Annotated in this window: 19 protein-coding genes; 17 read left to right on the top strand and 2 right to left on the bottom strand. The window is 61.9% G+C overall.

Annotation, left to right across the window (positions count from 1 at the left end; all coding sequences use genetic code 11):
* The first annotated feature begins 256 nt into the window (after window positions 1-256).
* The 13 genes from R4P57_RS15105 (at window position 257) to R4P57_RS15045 (ending at window position 11,283) form a co-directional block, all read left to right on the top strand.
* Window positions 257-1,342: a phosphotransferase gene (locus tag R4P57_RS15105; RefSeq protein ID WP_317803624.1), complete on the top strand. Its 1,086-nt coding sequence runs from the start codon at window positions 257-259 to the stop codon at window positions 1,340-1,342.
* Window positions 1,339-2,316: a T3SS effector HopA1 family protein gene (locus R4P57_RS15100; RefSeq protein WP_317803623.1), complete on the top strand. Its 978-nt coding sequence runs from the start codon at window positions 1,339-1,341 to the stop codon at window positions 2,314-2,316. Before R4P57_RS15105 ends, R4P57_RS15100 begins: the two co-directional genes overlap by 4 nt.
* Complete coding sequence (locus R4P57_RS15095; protein WP_317803622.1) at window positions 2,216-3,637, top strand: NAD(P)/FAD-dependent oxidoreductase; 1,422 nt, start codon at window positions 2,216-2,218, stop codon at window positions 3,635-3,637. The genes R4P57_RS15100 and R4P57_RS15095 overlap by 101 nt, the downstream gene beginning before the upstream one ends.
* A 50-nt stretch (window positions 3,638-3,687) precedes the next feature.
* Window positions 3,688-3,861: a hypothetical protein gene (locus R4P57_RS15090; protein WP_317803621.1), complete on the top strand. Its 174-nt coding sequence runs from the start codon at window positions 3,688-3,690 to the stop codon at window positions 3,859-3,861.
* A gap of 377 nt (window positions 3,862-4,238) precedes the next feature.
* Window positions 4,239-5,159, top strand: a complete 921-nt coding sequence (locus R4P57_RS15085) for a hypothetical protein (protein ID WP_317803620.1) — start codon at window positions 4,239-4,241, stop codon at window positions 5,157-5,159.
* 481 nt (window positions 5,160-5,640) lie between these two features.
* On the top strand, window positions 5,641-6,222 hold the full coding sequence (locus R4P57_RS15080) for a hypothetical protein (RefSeq protein WP_317803619.1): 582 nt from the start codon (window positions 5,641-5,643) through the stop codon (window positions 6,220-6,222).
* Window positions 6,183-7,148: an LLM class flavin-dependent oxidoreductase gene (locus R4P57_RS15075; RefSeq protein WP_317803618.1), complete on the top strand. Its 966-nt coding sequence runs from the start codon at window positions 6,183-6,185 to the stop codon at window positions 7,146-7,148. The genes R4P57_RS15080 and R4P57_RS15075 overlap by 40 nt, the downstream gene beginning before the upstream one ends.
* Entirely contained in the window at window positions 7,141-7,968 is an 828-nt protein-coding gene (locus R4P57_RS15070; RefSeq protein WP_317803617.1) for a hypothetical protein, read from the top strand. The genes R4P57_RS15075 and R4P57_RS15070 overlap by 8 nt, the downstream gene beginning before the upstream one ends.
* Window positions 7,965-8,534, top strand: coding sequence for a flavoprotein (locus tag R4P57_RS15065; RefSeq protein WP_317803616.1), 570 nt, complete (start codon window positions 7,965-7,967; stop codon window positions 8,532-8,534). The genes R4P57_RS15070 and R4P57_RS15065 overlap by 4 nt, the downstream gene beginning before the upstream one ends.
* An 89-nt stretch (window positions 8,535-8,623) precedes the next feature.
* Entirely contained in the window at window positions 8,624-8,788 is a 165-nt protein-coding gene (locus tag R4P57_RS15060) for a hypothetical protein (protein WP_283274974.1), read from the top strand.
* A 109-nt stretch (window positions 8,789-8,897) separates the two neighbouring features.
* Window positions 8,898-9,062: a hypothetical protein gene (locus tag R4P57_RS15055; protein ID WP_317803615.1), complete on the top strand. Its 165-nt coding sequence runs from the start codon at window positions 8,898-8,900 to the stop codon at window positions 9,060-9,062.
* 7 nt (window positions 9,063-9,069) lie between these two features.
* Window positions 9,070-9,993, top strand: coding sequence for a cation:proton antiporter (locus R4P57_RS15050; RefSeq protein ID WP_317803614.1), 924 nt, complete (start codon window positions 9,070-9,072; stop codon window positions 9,991-9,993).
* A 354-nt stretch (window positions 9,994-10,347) separates the two neighbouring features.
* The gene (locus R4P57_RS15045) at window positions 10,348-11,283 is read left to right on the top strand and encodes a DMT family transporter (RefSeq protein ID WP_317803613.1); all 936 of its coding nucleotides are present in this window, start codon (window positions 10,348-10,350) and stop codon (window positions 11,281-11,283) included.
* Window positions 11,284-11,305: 22 nt separating this feature from the next.
* On the opposite strand, the gene R4P57_RS15040 is transcribed toward R4P57_RS15045, so the two are convergent.
* A complete protein-coding gene (locus tag R4P57_RS15040) occupies window positions 11,306-12,634 on the bottom strand; it encodes a deoxyribodipyrimidine photo-lyase (RefSeq protein WP_317803612.1) in 1,329 nt (442 codons plus the stop codon).
* A gap of 140 nt (window positions 12,635-12,774) precedes the next feature.
* Between R4P57_RS15040 and R4P57_RS15035 the strand changes: the two genes are divergently transcribed.
* From R4P57_RS15035 to R4P57_RS15020, 4 genes are all read left to right on the top strand, one after another.
* Window positions 12,775-12,981, top strand: coding sequence for a hypothetical protein (locus R4P57_RS15035; protein WP_032395828.1), 207 nt, complete (start codon window positions 12,775-12,777; stop codon window positions 12,979-12,981).
* Window positions 12,982-12,991: 10 nt separating this feature from the next.
* On the top strand, window positions 12,992-13,720 hold the full coding sequence (locus R4P57_RS15030; protein WP_317803611.1) for a response regulator transcription factor: 729 nt from the start codon (window positions 12,992-12,994) through the stop codon (window positions 13,718-13,720).
* Window positions 13,717-15,018: a HAMP domain-containing sensor histidine kinase gene (locus R4P57_RS15025; protein WP_317803610.1), complete on the top strand. Its 1,302-nt coding sequence runs from the start codon at window positions 13,717-13,719 to the stop codon at window positions 15,016-15,018. The genes R4P57_RS15030 and R4P57_RS15025 overlap by 4 nt, the downstream gene beginning before the upstream one ends.
* 62 nt (window positions 15,019-15,080) lie before the next feature.
* Entirely contained in the window at window positions 15,081-16,118 is a 1,038-nt protein-coding gene (locus tag R4P57_RS15020) for an isopenicillin N synthase family dioxygenase (RefSeq protein WP_317803609.1), read from the top strand.
* Here R4P57_RS15020 and R4P57_RS15015 read toward each other — a convergent pair.
* The gene (locus tag R4P57_RS15015) at window positions 16,111-16,470 is read right to left on the bottom strand and encodes an FKBP-type peptidyl-prolyl cis-trans isomerase (protein WP_032377394.1); all 360 of its coding nucleotides are present in this window, start codon (window positions 16,468-16,470) and stop codon (window positions 16,111-16,113) included. The two genes, R4P57_RS15020 and R4P57_RS15015, sit on opposite strands and share 8 nt — an antisense overlap.
* Window positions 16,471-16,473 lie beyond the last annotated feature (3 nt).

Genomic DNA, 16,473 nt, shown 5'->3' with positions numbered 1-16,473 from the left:
CGATCGTCTGCGGCCGAGTGTAGGACGTAAAGCCAATCTTGGGTACCCCCCCGTCCAGTCACTTCCCTGCGAAACACTCTGCACAGGAACATATTTGGACAATTTGCACAAGGTCAATACTTCAACTAATTAGTTCACGTAATGTTCACCTGGGAAACGGCGCGACTGGTATGCCCATCAGTTACTCTCGGTAACGATCTCGCAACACAGCTCGTACAAGATGCTCACGTCTTACGAAGCAGAGAGGTGTCAAACTGTGACGACCTTCCGATTGTCCCCGGCCGAAATGTTCCCGGGCCTTGAAGCACTGTTGTCCGACCGCGGGCTAGGCATACTGGAGGCGTCGGACAGACACAGCTTCTACGGACGGAACGAGACTCTCGCCGGTACCACGAGTCGCGGCGATCGCGTGTTCGCCAAACGCTTCCTCGGCGACACCGATGCCGAACGGTTTCAGCGAACGTTGATTGCCGAATCTCTCTGCGGCCAGGGTTTTACCACTCCCCGCATCGTCGCCACGGACCCAGAGAATTCTTTGATCGTGTTCGAGCAGATCGTCGGTGCACGTTCTGGGCTGGAGCTCAGCGTCGAGAAGGGCGCGCTGACGCACGATCAGGCTCGACTGTGCGGACAACTGACCGCGGCGATTCACAACATCGATTCCGCTTCGGTGACACCCCACCCGCACCCGACGTGGCGTCTGATCGGCATCACGGAAGTCAATCCCGACCGATATCTCGGTGCCACGGCCGCAGAACTTGCAGTGTGGCGGCTGCTTCATGCAGATATGGAACTCGCGCGTTCGATCGACACACTGTTGCGCGACGAGGTCAGCGACGTGCCGATCCACGGCGACCTGCGGTTCGACCAGTTCCTGTTCTCCGATGAGGACACACACATTCTGGACCTCGAAGATCTTCAACTCGGTGACCGAGCGCGTGATCTCGGCTCGATGGTGGGCGAGTGGCTGTATTACGCGATCGCAGACGTACCTTCGCTTTTGGCCGACGAGTCCGAGGAACCGAACGTCACCCGAGAACAGGTCAGCGAAGTAGCGGCAGCCCAGTTCGAGTCCGCAAAGCCACTGGTCCGGGCCTACATCGACGGCTACCGAGGGCGAGTGAACCGCCTCGACGCGTCCGACGCAGATCACTACAGGCCGCTATCTGAGCGAGTCGCGGCCTTTGCCGGCTGGCATCTGTGGGACCGAATGATTGCGCTTGCCGGTTCGATGACGTCTGTTTCGCCCGTGGCGCGGGCCGCGGCGGGGATCGGACGATCGTTGGTCTTGGAACCAGGATTACATGCACACAGTCTGGGAATCGAGGGCCTGACCCGATGAGTACCACCGCCGACCTGAAATCCGGTCTACTGGCCGACATCCTCGACGATATATCCGTCGATCTCGAATCCATTTCCGCACGATACGCAGGCGACACGATAGACGCGGGAACGCGTACAGCGCTCATAGCCCGCTTGTCGGACCGCATCTATGTGCGCGAGCACGCAGGCCGGGATCCGAAAGCCGCTCAGTTCGTCAAGCGGGGCTCGGGCAACACGTTCGAGCACGACATTGCCACTGCAGCAGCTGACTTCGTGTCGGTAACGCCGGTCGATATCGTGGATCGAAGTGACGCCGACCGATGGATCGTGATGCATCAGGGAGTGCGAATCGCCGTTCCGTCGCGGTCGGTCACAGAAACGCGGGAAGGAGCGACGATTCGGCTCGACTCCCGCAGACCACGAGTGTCGCCCGGCTTCTTTCTGGTCCGCGGCTGCCGCCGTCCCTTCGTCGGCCGCGGCACGTTGGTACGGCTGTACTGCACCGTAGACAATCCAGTTGCCGCACTGGGCCTCTGGCGGGTCCTGGTCCGATTCCTCGGAGAACAAGATGTGCCGTGGCAGATGAAGATGATTTCGGACGCACCATTGCTGGGGAGGAATGATTCTCTTGTTATTTACTTCCCACGCCGAGCATGGCCCGAAATTCCCGCCGTAGTCGAGGCAATTGCATTGTCCGATACAACTTCCGACCGTCACTCACCGTTCACCACACGCGTGGGACCAGGAATTTCCTACGCCTTCGAGCCGGCCGACCCCGACCCTCGATCCGCTGCGATGAGCTTCGGTCAACATCGCTCGACTGCCGTGGCGGAAGCGCTGATAGGCCACGCGGCCGGTACCGCCGTGACAGCGAAGCCGAAAAGCGAATATCTTGTCGAGCGCCTCGCTGCCCGTGGAATTGATCCAACGGACCTCAGCCGCAATCTTTCCTCCCCTATCGTTCCTTGGCTCGACGAATTGCGAAAGGACTGAAGTCATGTCGGTCGAATCATTCGACGTCGTCGTCGTCGGAGGTGGTCCAGCCGGTTCCATAGCGGCTACCTCACTCGCCGATCGCGGTCGATCCGTACTGGTCCTCGAATCGGAAAGCTTCCCGCGTTATCACATCGGCGAATCATTTGTCACCGGGTTCGTTCCCATACTCGAAGAAGTAGGCATCACCCAAGCTGACATGGACGCCCGTTTTCAGAAAAAACTCGGGATATCCCTGATCTGGGGACATGATCCGGGCCCGTGGCGAACACCGTTCGGGCTGGCGAGCCGCTACACCCACTCCTGGCACGTCGATCGTGCGCAGTTCGATCTCTTGCTGTTGGACAACGCTCGCAGTCATGGTGCTGTGGTTCGGGAGCAAGCGAAGGTGATGTCCGTACTGGAAACAGACGGAGTCGTGACCGGTCTGAGATATCGCACCGACGGTGCCGAGCAGATCGTTTCTGCCTCAGTCGTATTGGACTGCAGCGGGCAGGCGAGGGTAGTGACTCGGGGACGTGCCGAGGTGGAGTTTCACGAAGATCTTCGCAATGTTGCGATCTGGGGGTACGGCGACTTCAGGCCCTACTCGGATGAATCAGAGAACGACATCCTCATCGAGTCCATGAACGACGGCGGGTGGCTGTGGACAATTCCGCTGGCAGCGGACAGAGCAAGCGTCGGACACGTTCTGCCTGCGGCCACACTGCGCCAGTTGACGCGTGACGGCACGCGCTCCGTTGCGGATGTGTTTCACGCTGCCATCGAGCGCTCGACGGTCACCAAGCACGCCGTCCCGCCTCGTGCAGGATTCGATGATGCCCAGTTGCGCACGGCCCGCGATTGGTCGCACACATCCGATCGGTTTCACGGCCCCGGTTGGATGGCAGCCGGGGACGCGGCCGCCTTTGTCGATCCACTTTTCTCCTCCGGAGTCTTTCTTGCCGGGTCGGCCGGTTGGCTCGCTGCAAAAAGTATCGACGCATCTTTGATGCCGGGCAACACCGCGGCGGTACCTTTCGCAGCCTATGAACGGATCTACCGTCAGTTGGTGGACGACATACTCGGTTACGTTCGATATTTCTACGATCCCCACCGGAAGCGCGAAGACTACATGCAGCGCGCACGAGCTCAGGGAGAATATTTGACCCGTACGAGTGAAATCGGATTCATCACGCTGATCGCAGGAGTCAACAGACTGCCGGACATTTTAAATTTCGAGCCGATGGGGATGGAGAGAATTTCGGAAACCATGGCCAAAGCGCAGCAATCGATACTCGAATCCGATGCAGCCGTTGCCAAAAGACTTCAGGCCAGTTAGCATACGTAAGTAATTTGTTTACTGGAGACACTTCACGCGAGGAGAAAACAATGTCCAACGTTCTTTTCGATTCAATCGACACCTACACCGCCCCAGCCGACATGGTGGCGTCCGCTGCGTCGTCGGCACCCGCTTCGATCGAGTCTTCTGCCGCAGTAACGATTTCGATCATTTCGGTCACGAGCGGCGTCGATACTGCACTCACCTTCAAATACAACTGCTGAGTCGGACTTTCGCCGGCCGTGCACTTTCATGTCCGCAGGAGTGCACGGCTACGAAAGATTTCCATAGCGTCGAAAGATTCGGGTAACTCGAGATGCAAAATCGGACTCACGTGCGACGGCTAGACAATGGAGTTACGATCATTGTGGGCGAAATACGAAGCTCTACAGTGGCTGCGGTTTCGACTTCTTTTGCTCATGGGTTCGATCAGGACTATCGCAGTCCCGGTTTGTCCCATATGTTCGAGCATCTCGTTGTACGGACAATTTCGAAAATTGCCGACGATCCTCTGGTCAATGGACGAACTTTCCGAGACTCGATGACCATCGCTCAAATAGTGCCTGCAACGCGAATCGACCGCGCGCTATCCACTCTTCGAATGATCGGCACACACGACGCCGTCGACGAGAACGACGTGCGGGCGGAGACAGCGGCGGTGATCAACGAACTGAATGTGATGGAGTCGACGCCCTACGGCGGATTTCCCTGGCGGACTCTGCCCGCAGCGCTGTATCCGGGCACCGCTCACGGCAGCGACGGGTACGGCCGACCAGATAACCTCCCCATGCCATGTGCCACAGTCGATGCGCTCGTTACCGCATGGCAACCCGACCGACTGGTGATCGCTGTACTGTGCAGCCCTGAACGAGTCGGCGGCGTGCTGGAACGAGCATCTCGCATTCTTGCCGAAGTCCCCGCCGTTGTGGGCGCACCCGTCCCACCGGCACAGGACGGGTCGGGCGACGAATGCTCGCCCTTCATTCGCGCGGGTCGATACGCCGCGGTTGCGATCGGAGTGAGCATCGCGTCCCTGATCGACGACCAGAAAGAGTACGCCACCGCTGTTGTCGCTGCTCAATGGATTTCGACGTTCGGCAACGCAAGCGCTCGAGGCTCCGAACATCTGCTGGTAGCTCTGGATGCCTCGGTCGGGTACTTCGGCACCGCCACGACGGCCGGGCCCGAGACGTTCGTTCTGTGCTTCACCGGCGGAACGTACGCCCAACAGCTGGCCACGACGGCACACCTGGTCTGCGAAGAGTTCACACACTCGATCGACGCGGAAAGTGTGGCACGAAGCGCGGTGGCCTCGGCCGTCAATATCGGAATAGCTCTCGACGACAACGAGTTCTACGCCAGCGCGCTCGCACGGTGTCAGCAGTTGTTCGGAGACCATGCCGCTCTCGGACGGCTTCGGACGGTGGTGCGATCGGTGACTGCATCGGACGTCGAAGCATTCGTCCACACGTTGCTCAAACGGCACAACAGATGGGTCGGCATCGATGCACACGGATACTGAGTTTCTGGGCGCGCCTGCAGTGTCGATCGAAGCCGACTCCTGCCATGCTCTTCTCAGCCGATTCACATCGGATATATGCTTCGGAACCGTCTCGCTCCCGGTTCCTCGGTGGGTTGCGACAACGGTTTCGATCGATACCACGACATTCGTCGGTAATCATCACACCGGCTCGCTCACCTACAACGACGAACGTACCGCTCTGTGTGCAGAGTTCACTGCTACCCCCGATGCAGGCGAATCGGCCTTGCGTGATTGCCTCACGAAGCTGCGTTCTGCCGTCGCCCATTTCCCCACGAGACCTCATGACGACGACCGACTCCCGCCGATACACTCCACTCTGGCCGTTGGCTCGGCCGAGGCCAGTCTCTACCGAGAATTGAGATCGACCGGCACCCCGAGAACGGTGCCACGGGATCTCGTTCCGCTGGTATGCCTCGGTGGCGCATTCGACACGGACCGAATGATCGATGTGATCACAGAAATGACCACCGCGACGACCGTCACCGACACCGTGGGTGGATCCGTCTTCACGCGCGTCGGAGAATCCTCCGACCCGTGGGTGCACGTCGAGAACGGCGCAAACGCGGTTGTGACCATGGCGGTCGGCACCGACTTCGTCGGCACCGACTTCCCCCAGACACAGTTGGTGGCAGCTCTTCTCGGGTCTACGCGTAACTCCTTGCTGATCGGCACAATGCGAGAGGAGACAGGAATTGCCTACGAGGTGTGGTCTGGAGTCGAGTCTCGCGCAGGTACGCACGTCGTCCTCGCCCACGCACGCGTCGCGCACAGCAGGGTTCGAGACTGTGTCGACAAGATGACAGCGGTCTGTACCGGCCTCGAACAAGGGGTACCTCGACCGGCTCTGACAGCGGCAGCCGCTACCGTGTCGACGCGCCACAACTACGCGGCATCGTCCGGGCGCGGCCTGCTGTCGATGGCCTCGTCCTACTACGCGGCAGGGGTTCCACTCCGCAGGTTGGCCGATATCGACCGACACCTTCACCGACTACTGGAGTCGTCATGGACTCCGACGGTACGAACGATACGGAGCCCCCGGTGAAATTGTCGTTGATCGTAGGACGGGCGCCAGACGCACCGGCCGACCTACTCCCCTTTGCGGAGTTGGCGAGTAGTTTTGAGACGACCCTGTGGACCGGACAGGCCAATCTCGGATCAGCGGCTTCCATGTTTGCCTATGCTGCCGGTGCCGGTCGATCGTCGGCGGTCGGATTCTCTGTTGCACTGATGGGAATGCGGCCGGCATCCACTGCTGCACTCGAGGTGATTGCACATGCTCAACTATCACGACAGCCGGTAGCTTTCGGCGTGGGACCGGGTTCGATCGAGTATCAGGAAAGCTGGCTCGGGCACCGTCTGTCCAAGCCGATTCAGGCCACACGCCAGTATGTCGAGGAGTTCCGCGCCCATACAGACCGCGTGCGAACGCAGATCGAAGGCAGGGGAACCCACCTCCCGGGCATCGAAATCGGAGTCGGTGTTCTACGACCTGCGATGGCCGAAATGGTTGGAGAAGCAGCGGATTTCGCAGTCACATGGTTGTGCCCACCGCAGTACTTGCGCGATGTCGTCGTTCCAGCGATGAAGCGTGGCGCACAAAGACTGGGTCGGCCCGTGCCAAGGCTGGTCGCGGTCAACCCGCTGTTTGCGTCCGGACAAGGAATTGCCGCACATGTCTTGGTCGAGTCGCCGCACCTCTCGATGCCGCATTACCTCGACATGCTGCGTAGAGCAGGTCTGAAAGTGGGTGACGACAGACAGCGAAATTCCGAGGTGTTGGCGGCATCGACGGCAGTCCTTGATGCGGAAAGTTCTCGGCTGTCCCGTCTGCTGAACTCCTACCGATCGGCAGGAGTAGACGAACTGGTGCTCAACGCCAGTGGCATGCAGGCATATTTCGGCACGGCGGCGGCGTGCGGTGCCGTGCGGACAGTCCTCGAACATCACCAGGAGGACCTCGATGAGTGACACTACATACGGATCGAGCTTCGTCACCACGTCGGTTACAACTCACGACAGCGGCAGATGGCAGTGGTCGAAGATTCGCGGTCCGGCATCGAGCGCCCAGTGGCACCCCGGTCGCGTCCCGGACTACACGGCCGGAGCGGCCCGGTTTCTCGGTCCCGACAGTGCGACATCCGACGCAGCCACTTGGATGTCGTCCGGCTACGACAGTGTGGCGGCGGTCTGTCTGGACGACGCGGGCATGATCGCCGAATACGTGCCTGCAATCGTGTCAGCCGTAAGAACCGTTCGCCTGGTATCTCAATTACACGGTGGGGGCACCGACGACCCTCCAGCGCCGATCGCTGCGACGGTGAACTGGTTGGCCTCGGCAGGAATCGGCTCTACGGGCCTGCAGTCCAGATTGACCGATTTACAATGGTCGAAGGCGCGGGAGGCGGTGAACGCTATTGCGCGATCCGCCAGGCCCGTGGCCTCTCACGGTCTGTTCGGCCTCGGCAACATGGTCGCCGTCGGCACCGGCATCGAGATACTGTGCGGACCCTGGCGCTCCAGTGCATCAGCAGAATACGACATCGGCTGCCTCCTCGGGGAAATTCGCGAGTTGCACGCTCGAAGCGTCGTGCTGGGCGAGAGCAGTCAGGAAATTCGAGTCGCGCAAGATGTAATTCGCGCTGCTGCCGCGGAAACCGGATACGACACCGAGGCCGTCGATTCGGCAGAAGTATTCCGACTGATCTCGCACTACCGCGAATTCGCCTCGAGCATGGGCGATTCGACTGCCATGGGTTCCATGGCCGAGGTCATCGCGAGCACACTGTGAACAACGACGGCACCGGACGGTCTCGACTTCTCTACGTGGTCACCGGCGGATTTCAGGCTGCTCTCGCCCTGGACCGCGTGGCGGCGGCCCAGCATGATGGACGCTTCGAAGTCCAGGTGATACTGACCAGATCCGCCCAACGGTTCCTCACTCGACTCGCGCTCGGCGCGATCGCACAACGGGTGCCGTTGATCGACGCATTCGATGAACACGATCACGCGTTGCACGTCGAGCTTGCGGACTGGGCCGATGGCGTGATCGTTCATCCCGCAACTATGGACTTCGTCGCACGTCTTGCCCACGGGTTCGGAAACTCCCCGGCGTTGCTGGCAATCCAATGCACTCGAGCCCCGGTGGTGGTCTGCCCGTCCCTGCCACCAGGCGGTGCCTACAACGAAGGCTATCGCGACAATGTACGGCGACTGTCGCTGCGCGACAACGTCTCCGTGGTAGCACCGGTCTCCGGAATCAGCGCGAGTTCTGGCAGCGAAGGAATCGGTGTCTGCGTTCCTTTCGAGCAGGCTTTGTCTGCTTTGGCCGATCTGAAAACGGACATGCTCGAATAAACTACTCGAAGTTGTTGTCTTACAATTGATTTGAGCGTACCGTCGGACAAGACCGACGCAACTCCAACAGGCATAAGAAAGGCATCGACATGAAGAATGACTTGTTCGGCGACCTCACCCGCTTTACCTCTTCGGACGAACTGACAGCTTCGTCGCTCTCCGAGGCACCCGCAAGCAGCGACCCGATCAGCACTATCGGTCTCAGTATTGCTGGTTTCACGGCCGGAGCGACGACGGTAAAGATCGTCTGCTGATCCGCTGCGGTACTGCACAGTTCGGTCTTTCGTCAACCAACCCGAGCCGTGCAGTACCGCAGTTGCTTCAGACTCGAGCACCGCCCAGACTTGAATCGAAGGAACTGCAATGACGTTCGAACGTATAATTTCAGGTGCCACACTTGTGTGTATCGCTTTGGGCCTTGTGCTCGTGTTCGGCATCGGCGAGGTAGCCGGTTGGGGGCTGGTAGCCGTCGGCCTCGGTGTCGGTGTCGTGACGCTGTCGGCGCGGCGCCGCACCAGTAATCACTGACGACACCATGATCGGCGTTGCCGTCGTGTTGTCGGCGGTCGTGGGGAGTGCCCTCCTGGGCCGTCTGGCATCGATGCTCAAGCAACCCATGGTTGTTGGTTCCATGATGTGGGGAATATTGTCTGCCACCGCTTTTCACGAGCTGGCCCCTTCTGCAGCGGCGGTTCTCACCAGCTCCCACTCACTGCCCGGCGAGGTGGGAAACCTCGGACTGATGCTGGTTGTCGCCGCCGTGGCACACAGTGTCAGGGCAGTAAGTCCGAGTAGCGACGCGCCGATCGGTTGGGTACGGCATTCCGCGGCCGTCGTAACGGCCGTCGCCGGGCCAGGCCTACTGGCAGCGGCCGTGATTTTCGGCCTCGGGACGCCGCAACTTCTGAAGTCCAACAGCGTGCCCGGCGCACTTTTTCTCGTCCTCGCAGTCTCGGTAACCGCCGTCCCGGTCCTGGCGTCCATTGTTCGCGAAGCCGGAATTTCAGACCACCGGGCTGTTCGCCGTTGTATGACAGTGTCGATTCTCACCGACGGTGTCGTGTGGCTCGGTCTCACAGCATTGCTGCTGTCGACAGTATCGGCACCATCATGGAACAGTGGGTATACAACTTCTGCAGTGCTTCTGACATTGGCCGGAGCAGCCGCCTCCGTCTGTGCCGGGTCGACCGACAGTGTTCGAGCAGCAACCGCGGCCCTTGTCGTTTCTGCCGTAAGCCTCGGGTACGCAGCAGATATCGCGGGGGCGCATCCGTCCGTCGGCGCAGCGATCGCAGGGATCTCGATCCGGCCGACCAGCGCGGTCTCAGCCGCATTCGTCGAGTTCGAGCCGTGGTTGCACAGGCTGCTGCTACCGGTCTTCTTTGTTGTGGCATCAGCTCACGCCCCACTGGACGTTCTCGAGCGAGCCGGAGTGTCTGTTGCCCCAACCGTCTTGTAGCTGCTGGGGCTGTGCTTTTTCATCAAATTCATACCAGGAATTGCCTCTGGCATCGGGTTCGGAATGAGACCGACGGACTGTTTGATCTATTCTGCGTTACTCAACTGCCGTGGGGTGACCGAATTGGTCATCGCATCGATCGGACTTCGATCCGGTTTACTCACACCCGTCGGATTTGCCTGCCTCGCGATAGTTGCGCTGATCAGCACCGCACTCAGTGGACCCGTCGCTGCGCTGGCGCGCCTACCATGGGGGACCCGTATCGATTCACCGCCGCCGCTCCGGCTTTAATTCGAGCAACCATGGCCGAAACCCGCGCGCCACAGAGACGTCCCGCGCGATAGCGTCGTCGGCATGACAGATCTCGACACCCGACCTGCCGTCGACTGGCTCGCCCTCGGTGCGGTCACCATCACGGTGGTCTCGTGGGCCTCGGCTTTCGTAGCGATTCGCGGCGTCGGCGAGTCGTTCGGTGCCGGCCCACTGGCATTGGGCCGGCTGCTCATCGGATCGTTCGCACTCGGCGCGATAGTTCTCGTGCAGAATCTGAGGTCGTTCCGCGGGCTCCACTCCGGCCGACGGTGGGTCAAGCCGAATCGGACGCAGTGGCTGCAGATCATCAGCATCGGCGTCTTCTGGTTCGGCATCTACAACGTCGCCCTCAATGCCGCCGAGCAACGAGTCGACGCCGGGACGACGTCGATGATCATTCAGATCGGACCGATTCTGGTCGCCCTGTTCGCGGGTCTGCTTCTGGGCGAGGGCTTTCCGAGGTGGCTGGTGATCGGTGCAGGCATCGCGTTCGCCGGCGCGGTCATGGTCGGTGTCGTCACTGCCGTCACCACCACCTCGACCACCAAGACCGACGCCGACTTCCTCGGCATCGCACTGTGCCTGGTGTCCGCGGTCACCTACGCCATCGGAGTGCTCAGCCAGAAGCCGGTGCTGCGCACCATCCCCGGACTTCAGGTCACGTGGATGGCATGCACCATCGGTATGGTCTGCACGCTACCGTTTGCACCGGCTCTGCTCGACGACCTCGGGGCCGCTTCGGCCGGTGCCACCGGCGGATTGATCTACCTCGGTCTCGTCCCGACTGCACTCGCGTTCAGCACCTGGGCCTACGCGTTGACGCGAATGAACGCGGGCAAGCTCGGCATCACCACGTACGCGGTCCCACCGATCACCATCACACTCGCATGGTTGCTGCTGGGGGAGGTTCCGCACGTCCTCGCGGTGGTCGGCGGAGTGATCTGCCTGGTGGGAGTCGGGTTGTCCCGCAAGCGCTGAAGTACTACAGCCAAGGCAGGTGTTACAGGGCCTTGAACCGGGCGATCGCAACTTCCCGTTCATGCTTGTGGTCGACGATCGGCTCGGCGTACTCCTTGGGCCGGCCGAACTTCAACGTGTGCACGGCTTTTCCTTCTTCACCGCGCAGCTCCGGCACCCAGCGTCGCACGTACTCGCCGGTGGGATCGAATTTCTCGCCCTGGGTGATGGGATTGAACACTCGGAAGTACGGCGATGCGTCGGTTCCCGTTCCCGCGGTCCACTGCCAGCCGTGCTGGTTGCTGGCCAGATCTCCGTCGACGAGATGCTGCATGAAGTACCGGGCTCCCCGCCACCACGGCAGATGCAGATCCTTGACCAGGAACGACGCGACGATCATGCGTACCCGATTGTGCATCCACTTCTCCGAGTTCAACTGCCGCATACCGGCATCGACGATCGGGAAGCCGGTCTCGCCCTTGCACCAGGCCTCGAACAACTCGTCGGCGTGCTTGCCCGTGTCCAGTTCGATCGCATCGAACTTCTTGACGTAGTTCTCACGCGCACTGTCGGGACGCTGAAAGAGGATGTCGCCGTAGAAGTCTCGCCAGCAGATCTGTCGACGATACGACGCCGCGCCCTCGTTGCGGAGCTTGCCCAGGTCGGCGAGCATCGTTCGCGGGTGAATGGTTCCGTACTTCAGATGCACCGACATCCGACTCGTCGAGTCGAGGTCGGGACGATTGCGCTCATCGTCGTACGCCGAAACCTCGTCGAGGTATTCCTTCCACTGCTTCGAAGCGGCCGCCTCACCCGCTGCCGCATCGGACGCATCTTTCTCGGAGGGAATCTGCACTCGCCGAACGCCTTTCACCTCGTCCGGGTCGATCCAGTCGGCGGAGTCGGCCGAGGTGTCCGCCGGACCGCGCCAACCGTGTTCCATCCACTGCCGTGAGTACGGCGTGAAGACCTTGTACGGCTCCCCATCGTTCTTGACGATCCGCCCGGGGGCGACCGCATACGGAGATCCGGTCTCGATCAGGGTCACCTTCTCGCCCACACGCTTGTCTCGCTCGCGCCCGTACGGGCCGTAATCGGCACTGATGTGCACGTCCTCGGTGCCGATCGCCTTCGCCACCTTCGGGACAACCGTCTCGGGGTCACCGTGCACCACCATCAGCCGTCCGCCGAGTTGCTCGTCGAGTGCTTCGAGCGAGCGGAACAGGAAATCCTTGCGCGGCCCACCGGACGGCTTCAGCAGACGATCGTCGAGCACGAAGAGCCCGAGCACCGGATCTCCCGACTCGGCAGCGGCGGTGAGGGTGGGCAGATCCCCCAGACGGAGATCACGGCGAAACCAGACGATCGACATGCATCCAGTCTTACCCACCCCCGCCCCGAGCAATCCCCTCCCTCGGCCGGTCGATTCTCAGAGAACCGCCAACGATGACTCACCAAGGCCGCAACAACGGCCTCTACCTTGGGATCTACCGAACAGACGAGGAGAACATCATGACGAACACACGCCCCTTCCCCGGTGCACTCTCCCTGATCGACAGCACCTGCACTTTCGAGAAGTACTACGAGCAGCTCTACGCCAAGGCACCCGCGCTCGCCTGGTCACTCGATGCCGACACCGGTCGCCGCAGCGCCCTCGAGGACTTCTTCGCCAAAACGCCCGAGGAACGCCGCACCACCGTCGACAGCTGGGTTGCATAGCATTGGTCCGGTGACCGAATCGCCGAGCACCCCCGCCACCGTTCTCGTCGTCGACGACGACGCAGACGTGTTGTCGTCGCTGCAACGCGGACTGCGCCTGTCCGGGTTCACCGTCATCACCGCATCGGATGGCGCGGAGGCGCTCGGCGTGGTGTCGCGATCCACCCCCGACGCCATCGTGCTCGACATCAACATGCCGGTGCTCGACGGTGCCAGCGTGGTGACCGCGTTGCGCGCCATGGGAAACGACATTCCGATCTGTGTACTCAGTGCCCGCAGCTCGGTGGACGACCGCATAGCCGGACTCGAATCCGGTGCCGACGACTACCTCACCAAGCCGTTCGTGTTGGCCGAGCTCGTCGCTCGGATCCGAGCCATGCTGCGTCGACGCGGCACCGGTCCGGTTGTGCCGGTGGCAGATTCGGGCGCACCGAACTCGGCCGTCGCCATCGGAACCCTGGTGGTCGACATTCCCGGTTATCGCGTCCACCGCGGCGGAGCCGACATCGACCTGACCAAGCGAGAGTTCGAGTTGCTGGCCATCCTGGCCCGCAACAAGGGCGTCGTTCTCACGCGAGAACGACTGCTCGAACTGGTCTGGGGTTACGACTTCGTCGCCGACACCAACGTCGTCGACGTGTTCGTCGGGTATCTGCGACGCAAACTCGAGGCCGACGGGTCGCCGCGGATTCTGCACACGGTCCGCGGCGTCGGCTTCGTCGTCCGGGACGCCGCATGAGCTTCTCGCTGCGCGCGCGAGTGGCCGCCGCCACGACCCTCGGTGCCACCCTCGTGGTCGCCGCCCTCTCGGTGGTCACCTCGGTCGCCATCTCGCGCAACAACGTCAATCAGCTCGACGAACGGCTGACGACGGCGTCTCAGGTGCTGGTCCCGACCTCGACGACTCTGGAGGCCTTCCTCGATCAGCTCTCCGGCGCGTTCGCCGTCACCATCCGCAGTGGCGACATCGTCGTCGCGTCCACACCGACACGGCTGCCCGCGCTCGACACCGGATCGCAGACCGTGGATGTAGACGGGCAACGCTTCCGGGTCTACACCGCCGTATCGACCGCGGTGTCGTCCATTTCGATTTCGATCGGCGTGCCGGCCATCGAGGCGCAGCAGGTCACCGACGAGCAACAGAAGCAAGTGCTTCTGCTGGGACTCGCCGCGATCGCAGTGTCCACCGGACTGGGCTGGCTCTTCGGTGGCAGAGCCGTCAGACCGCTGGTGACGTTGACCCGGCAGGTCAGCGCGCAACCTCCGACCGCGCCCGAAACCCGCACCGGTGTCACCGAAGCCGATGCGCTCGCAGTTGCGATCGGCGGCATGCTCACCAGAGTGAACGAGGCACAGGACCGCACCAATGCCGCGCTCGACACCGCACGCGACTTCGCGGCCGTCTCCGCACACGAGCTGCGGACCCCACTGACTGCGATGCGCACCGACATCGAGGTGCTCAGAACGCTCGACCTCGAGCCGGCGCAACAGCAGGAAATCCTGGGAGATCTCGAGCGGACGCAGGGCCGAGTGGAGACGACGCTGACCGCCCTGGAACGACTGGCGTCGGGCGAATTGTCCAGTGAGGGCGACAGAGTCGAGACCGACATCATCGACATCTGCGACGTCGCAGCCCAGGATGCGCAGCGGCTGCATCCCGAACTCGACATACGCGTGGAGTACGCCGCCGACTCCGAGATCACGATGCGCGCGCTGCCGACCGGTCTTCGGCTGGCCGTCGACAACGTGATCGGCAACGCCGTTCGGCACGGCAACGCGACGTCGATCGTCATCACCGCCGAGCGCGAGGGCACGACGGTACGTGTCCTGGTCGACGACAACGGATCCGGCGTTCCACTCGATGAACGAGAGACGGTGTTCGGCCGGTTCGAGCGCGGCACCCGAGCAGCCAAGGGCGGCTCGGGGCTCGGCCTGGCTCTGGTGGCGCAGCAAGCCCAATTGCACGGTGGGCGGGCCTGGTTCACCGACAGTCCGCTGGGCGGTGCCCGATTGGTGCTGGAGCTGCAGGACAGCTGAAGTACGGCAGTCTTTACGCGGGAGAAACCTGCGGGTCCATCCGAGCCGAGGATCATGTACCCATGCACACGTCGTCGGATTTCACCGTTCCCACCATCGACATCTCCCCGTACGTTCTGGGTGATGCCACCGCGGCGGCCGATGGGATTGCCCGCCGCAGCGTCGCGGAAGACGTCGATTATGCCTGCAGCACAGTCGGTTTCATGCAGATTCTCGGACACGGTATTCCCGAGGACACCGTGTCCGGACTCACGTCGGCGATGGATTCGTTCTTCGGACTCGACTCGGCGAAGAAGCGGGCCTACATCTGCCCACCCGAGCGCAATCGTGGCTACACCGCGCCGAAGAGCGAATCGCTGAGCCTGAGCCTGGGAGTCGAATCGGCGTCGGGCATGAACGACTACTTCGAGGCCTTCAACGTCGGCACCGGCGAGCCGAACACCTGGCCCGACTCTGCGGGGTTCCGACGCGCCGTCGACGAGTATTTCGCCGAGGCAGCACGCGTGGCCCGGACGCTGACCACCGTGTTCGCCGACGCACTGGGCGTGTCACCGAATACGTTCTCCGACATCACCGATCGATCGCTGGACACCCTGCGGATGAACAACTACGCGCTCGAACCCGGCATGCATGTGCCGGCCGCCGAGCTCACCGGCATGAGTGAACACACCGACTACGGATTGGTGACGGTGCTGTGGGCCGATAGAGTCCCCGGCCTGCAGGTTCTCGGGAGCGACCGACGGTGGCACGACGTGCAACCCGCCGACGGAGCGATGTTGGTGAACCTGGGAGATCTGACCTCCCGACTGACCAACGATCGCTGGATGTCGACGCTGCATCGGGTGCGTCCGCCGATTACCGACGGGACGATCCTGCGCAGGCGTTCTGCCGCCTTCTTCCACGACGGCAACCTCGACGCGGTGATCGCGCCACTGCCGTCGTGCATCGAGCCCGGCGACGTGGCCCGGTACGAACCGGTGACGGTAGCCGAGCACATTCACGCAAAGCTCGCGGGTTCCCGAGGGGGAACTGCCAATGCCTTGGCAACCCGCGAAGCCGAGCGCGTGCGCAATGCCGTTACCGGCCCTGCAGTTATTTGACGTCGAGCAGATCGATGACGAACACGAGCGTCTTGCCGGACAGGCGATGACCTGCGCCTGCGGGGCCGTAGGCGAGCTCCGGCGGAATGGTGAGCTGACGGCGTCCGCCGACCTTCATTCCGGGAATGCCGTCCTGCCAACCCTGGATGAGTCCGCGCAACGGGAACTGAATGGATTCGCCGCGGTTCCAAGACGAGTCGAACTCTTCGCCCGAATCGAACTCGACTCCGACGTAGTGCACCTCGACGGTGCCACCTGCAACTGCCTCTGCGCCGTCACCCTCGACGAGGTCGACCGTCACCAGGTCCAAAGGTGCGGGTCCGGCCTGAAATTCGATCACTGGCTTCGTCACTGA

This window comes from Rhodococcus sp. IEGM 1330 (genome assembly GCF_033142445.1).
GTDB lineage: Bacteria > Actinomycetota > Actinomycetes > Mycobacteriales > Mycobacteriaceae > Rhodococcoides.
This window is presented reverse-complemented; position numbering and strand designations above follow the sequence as displayed.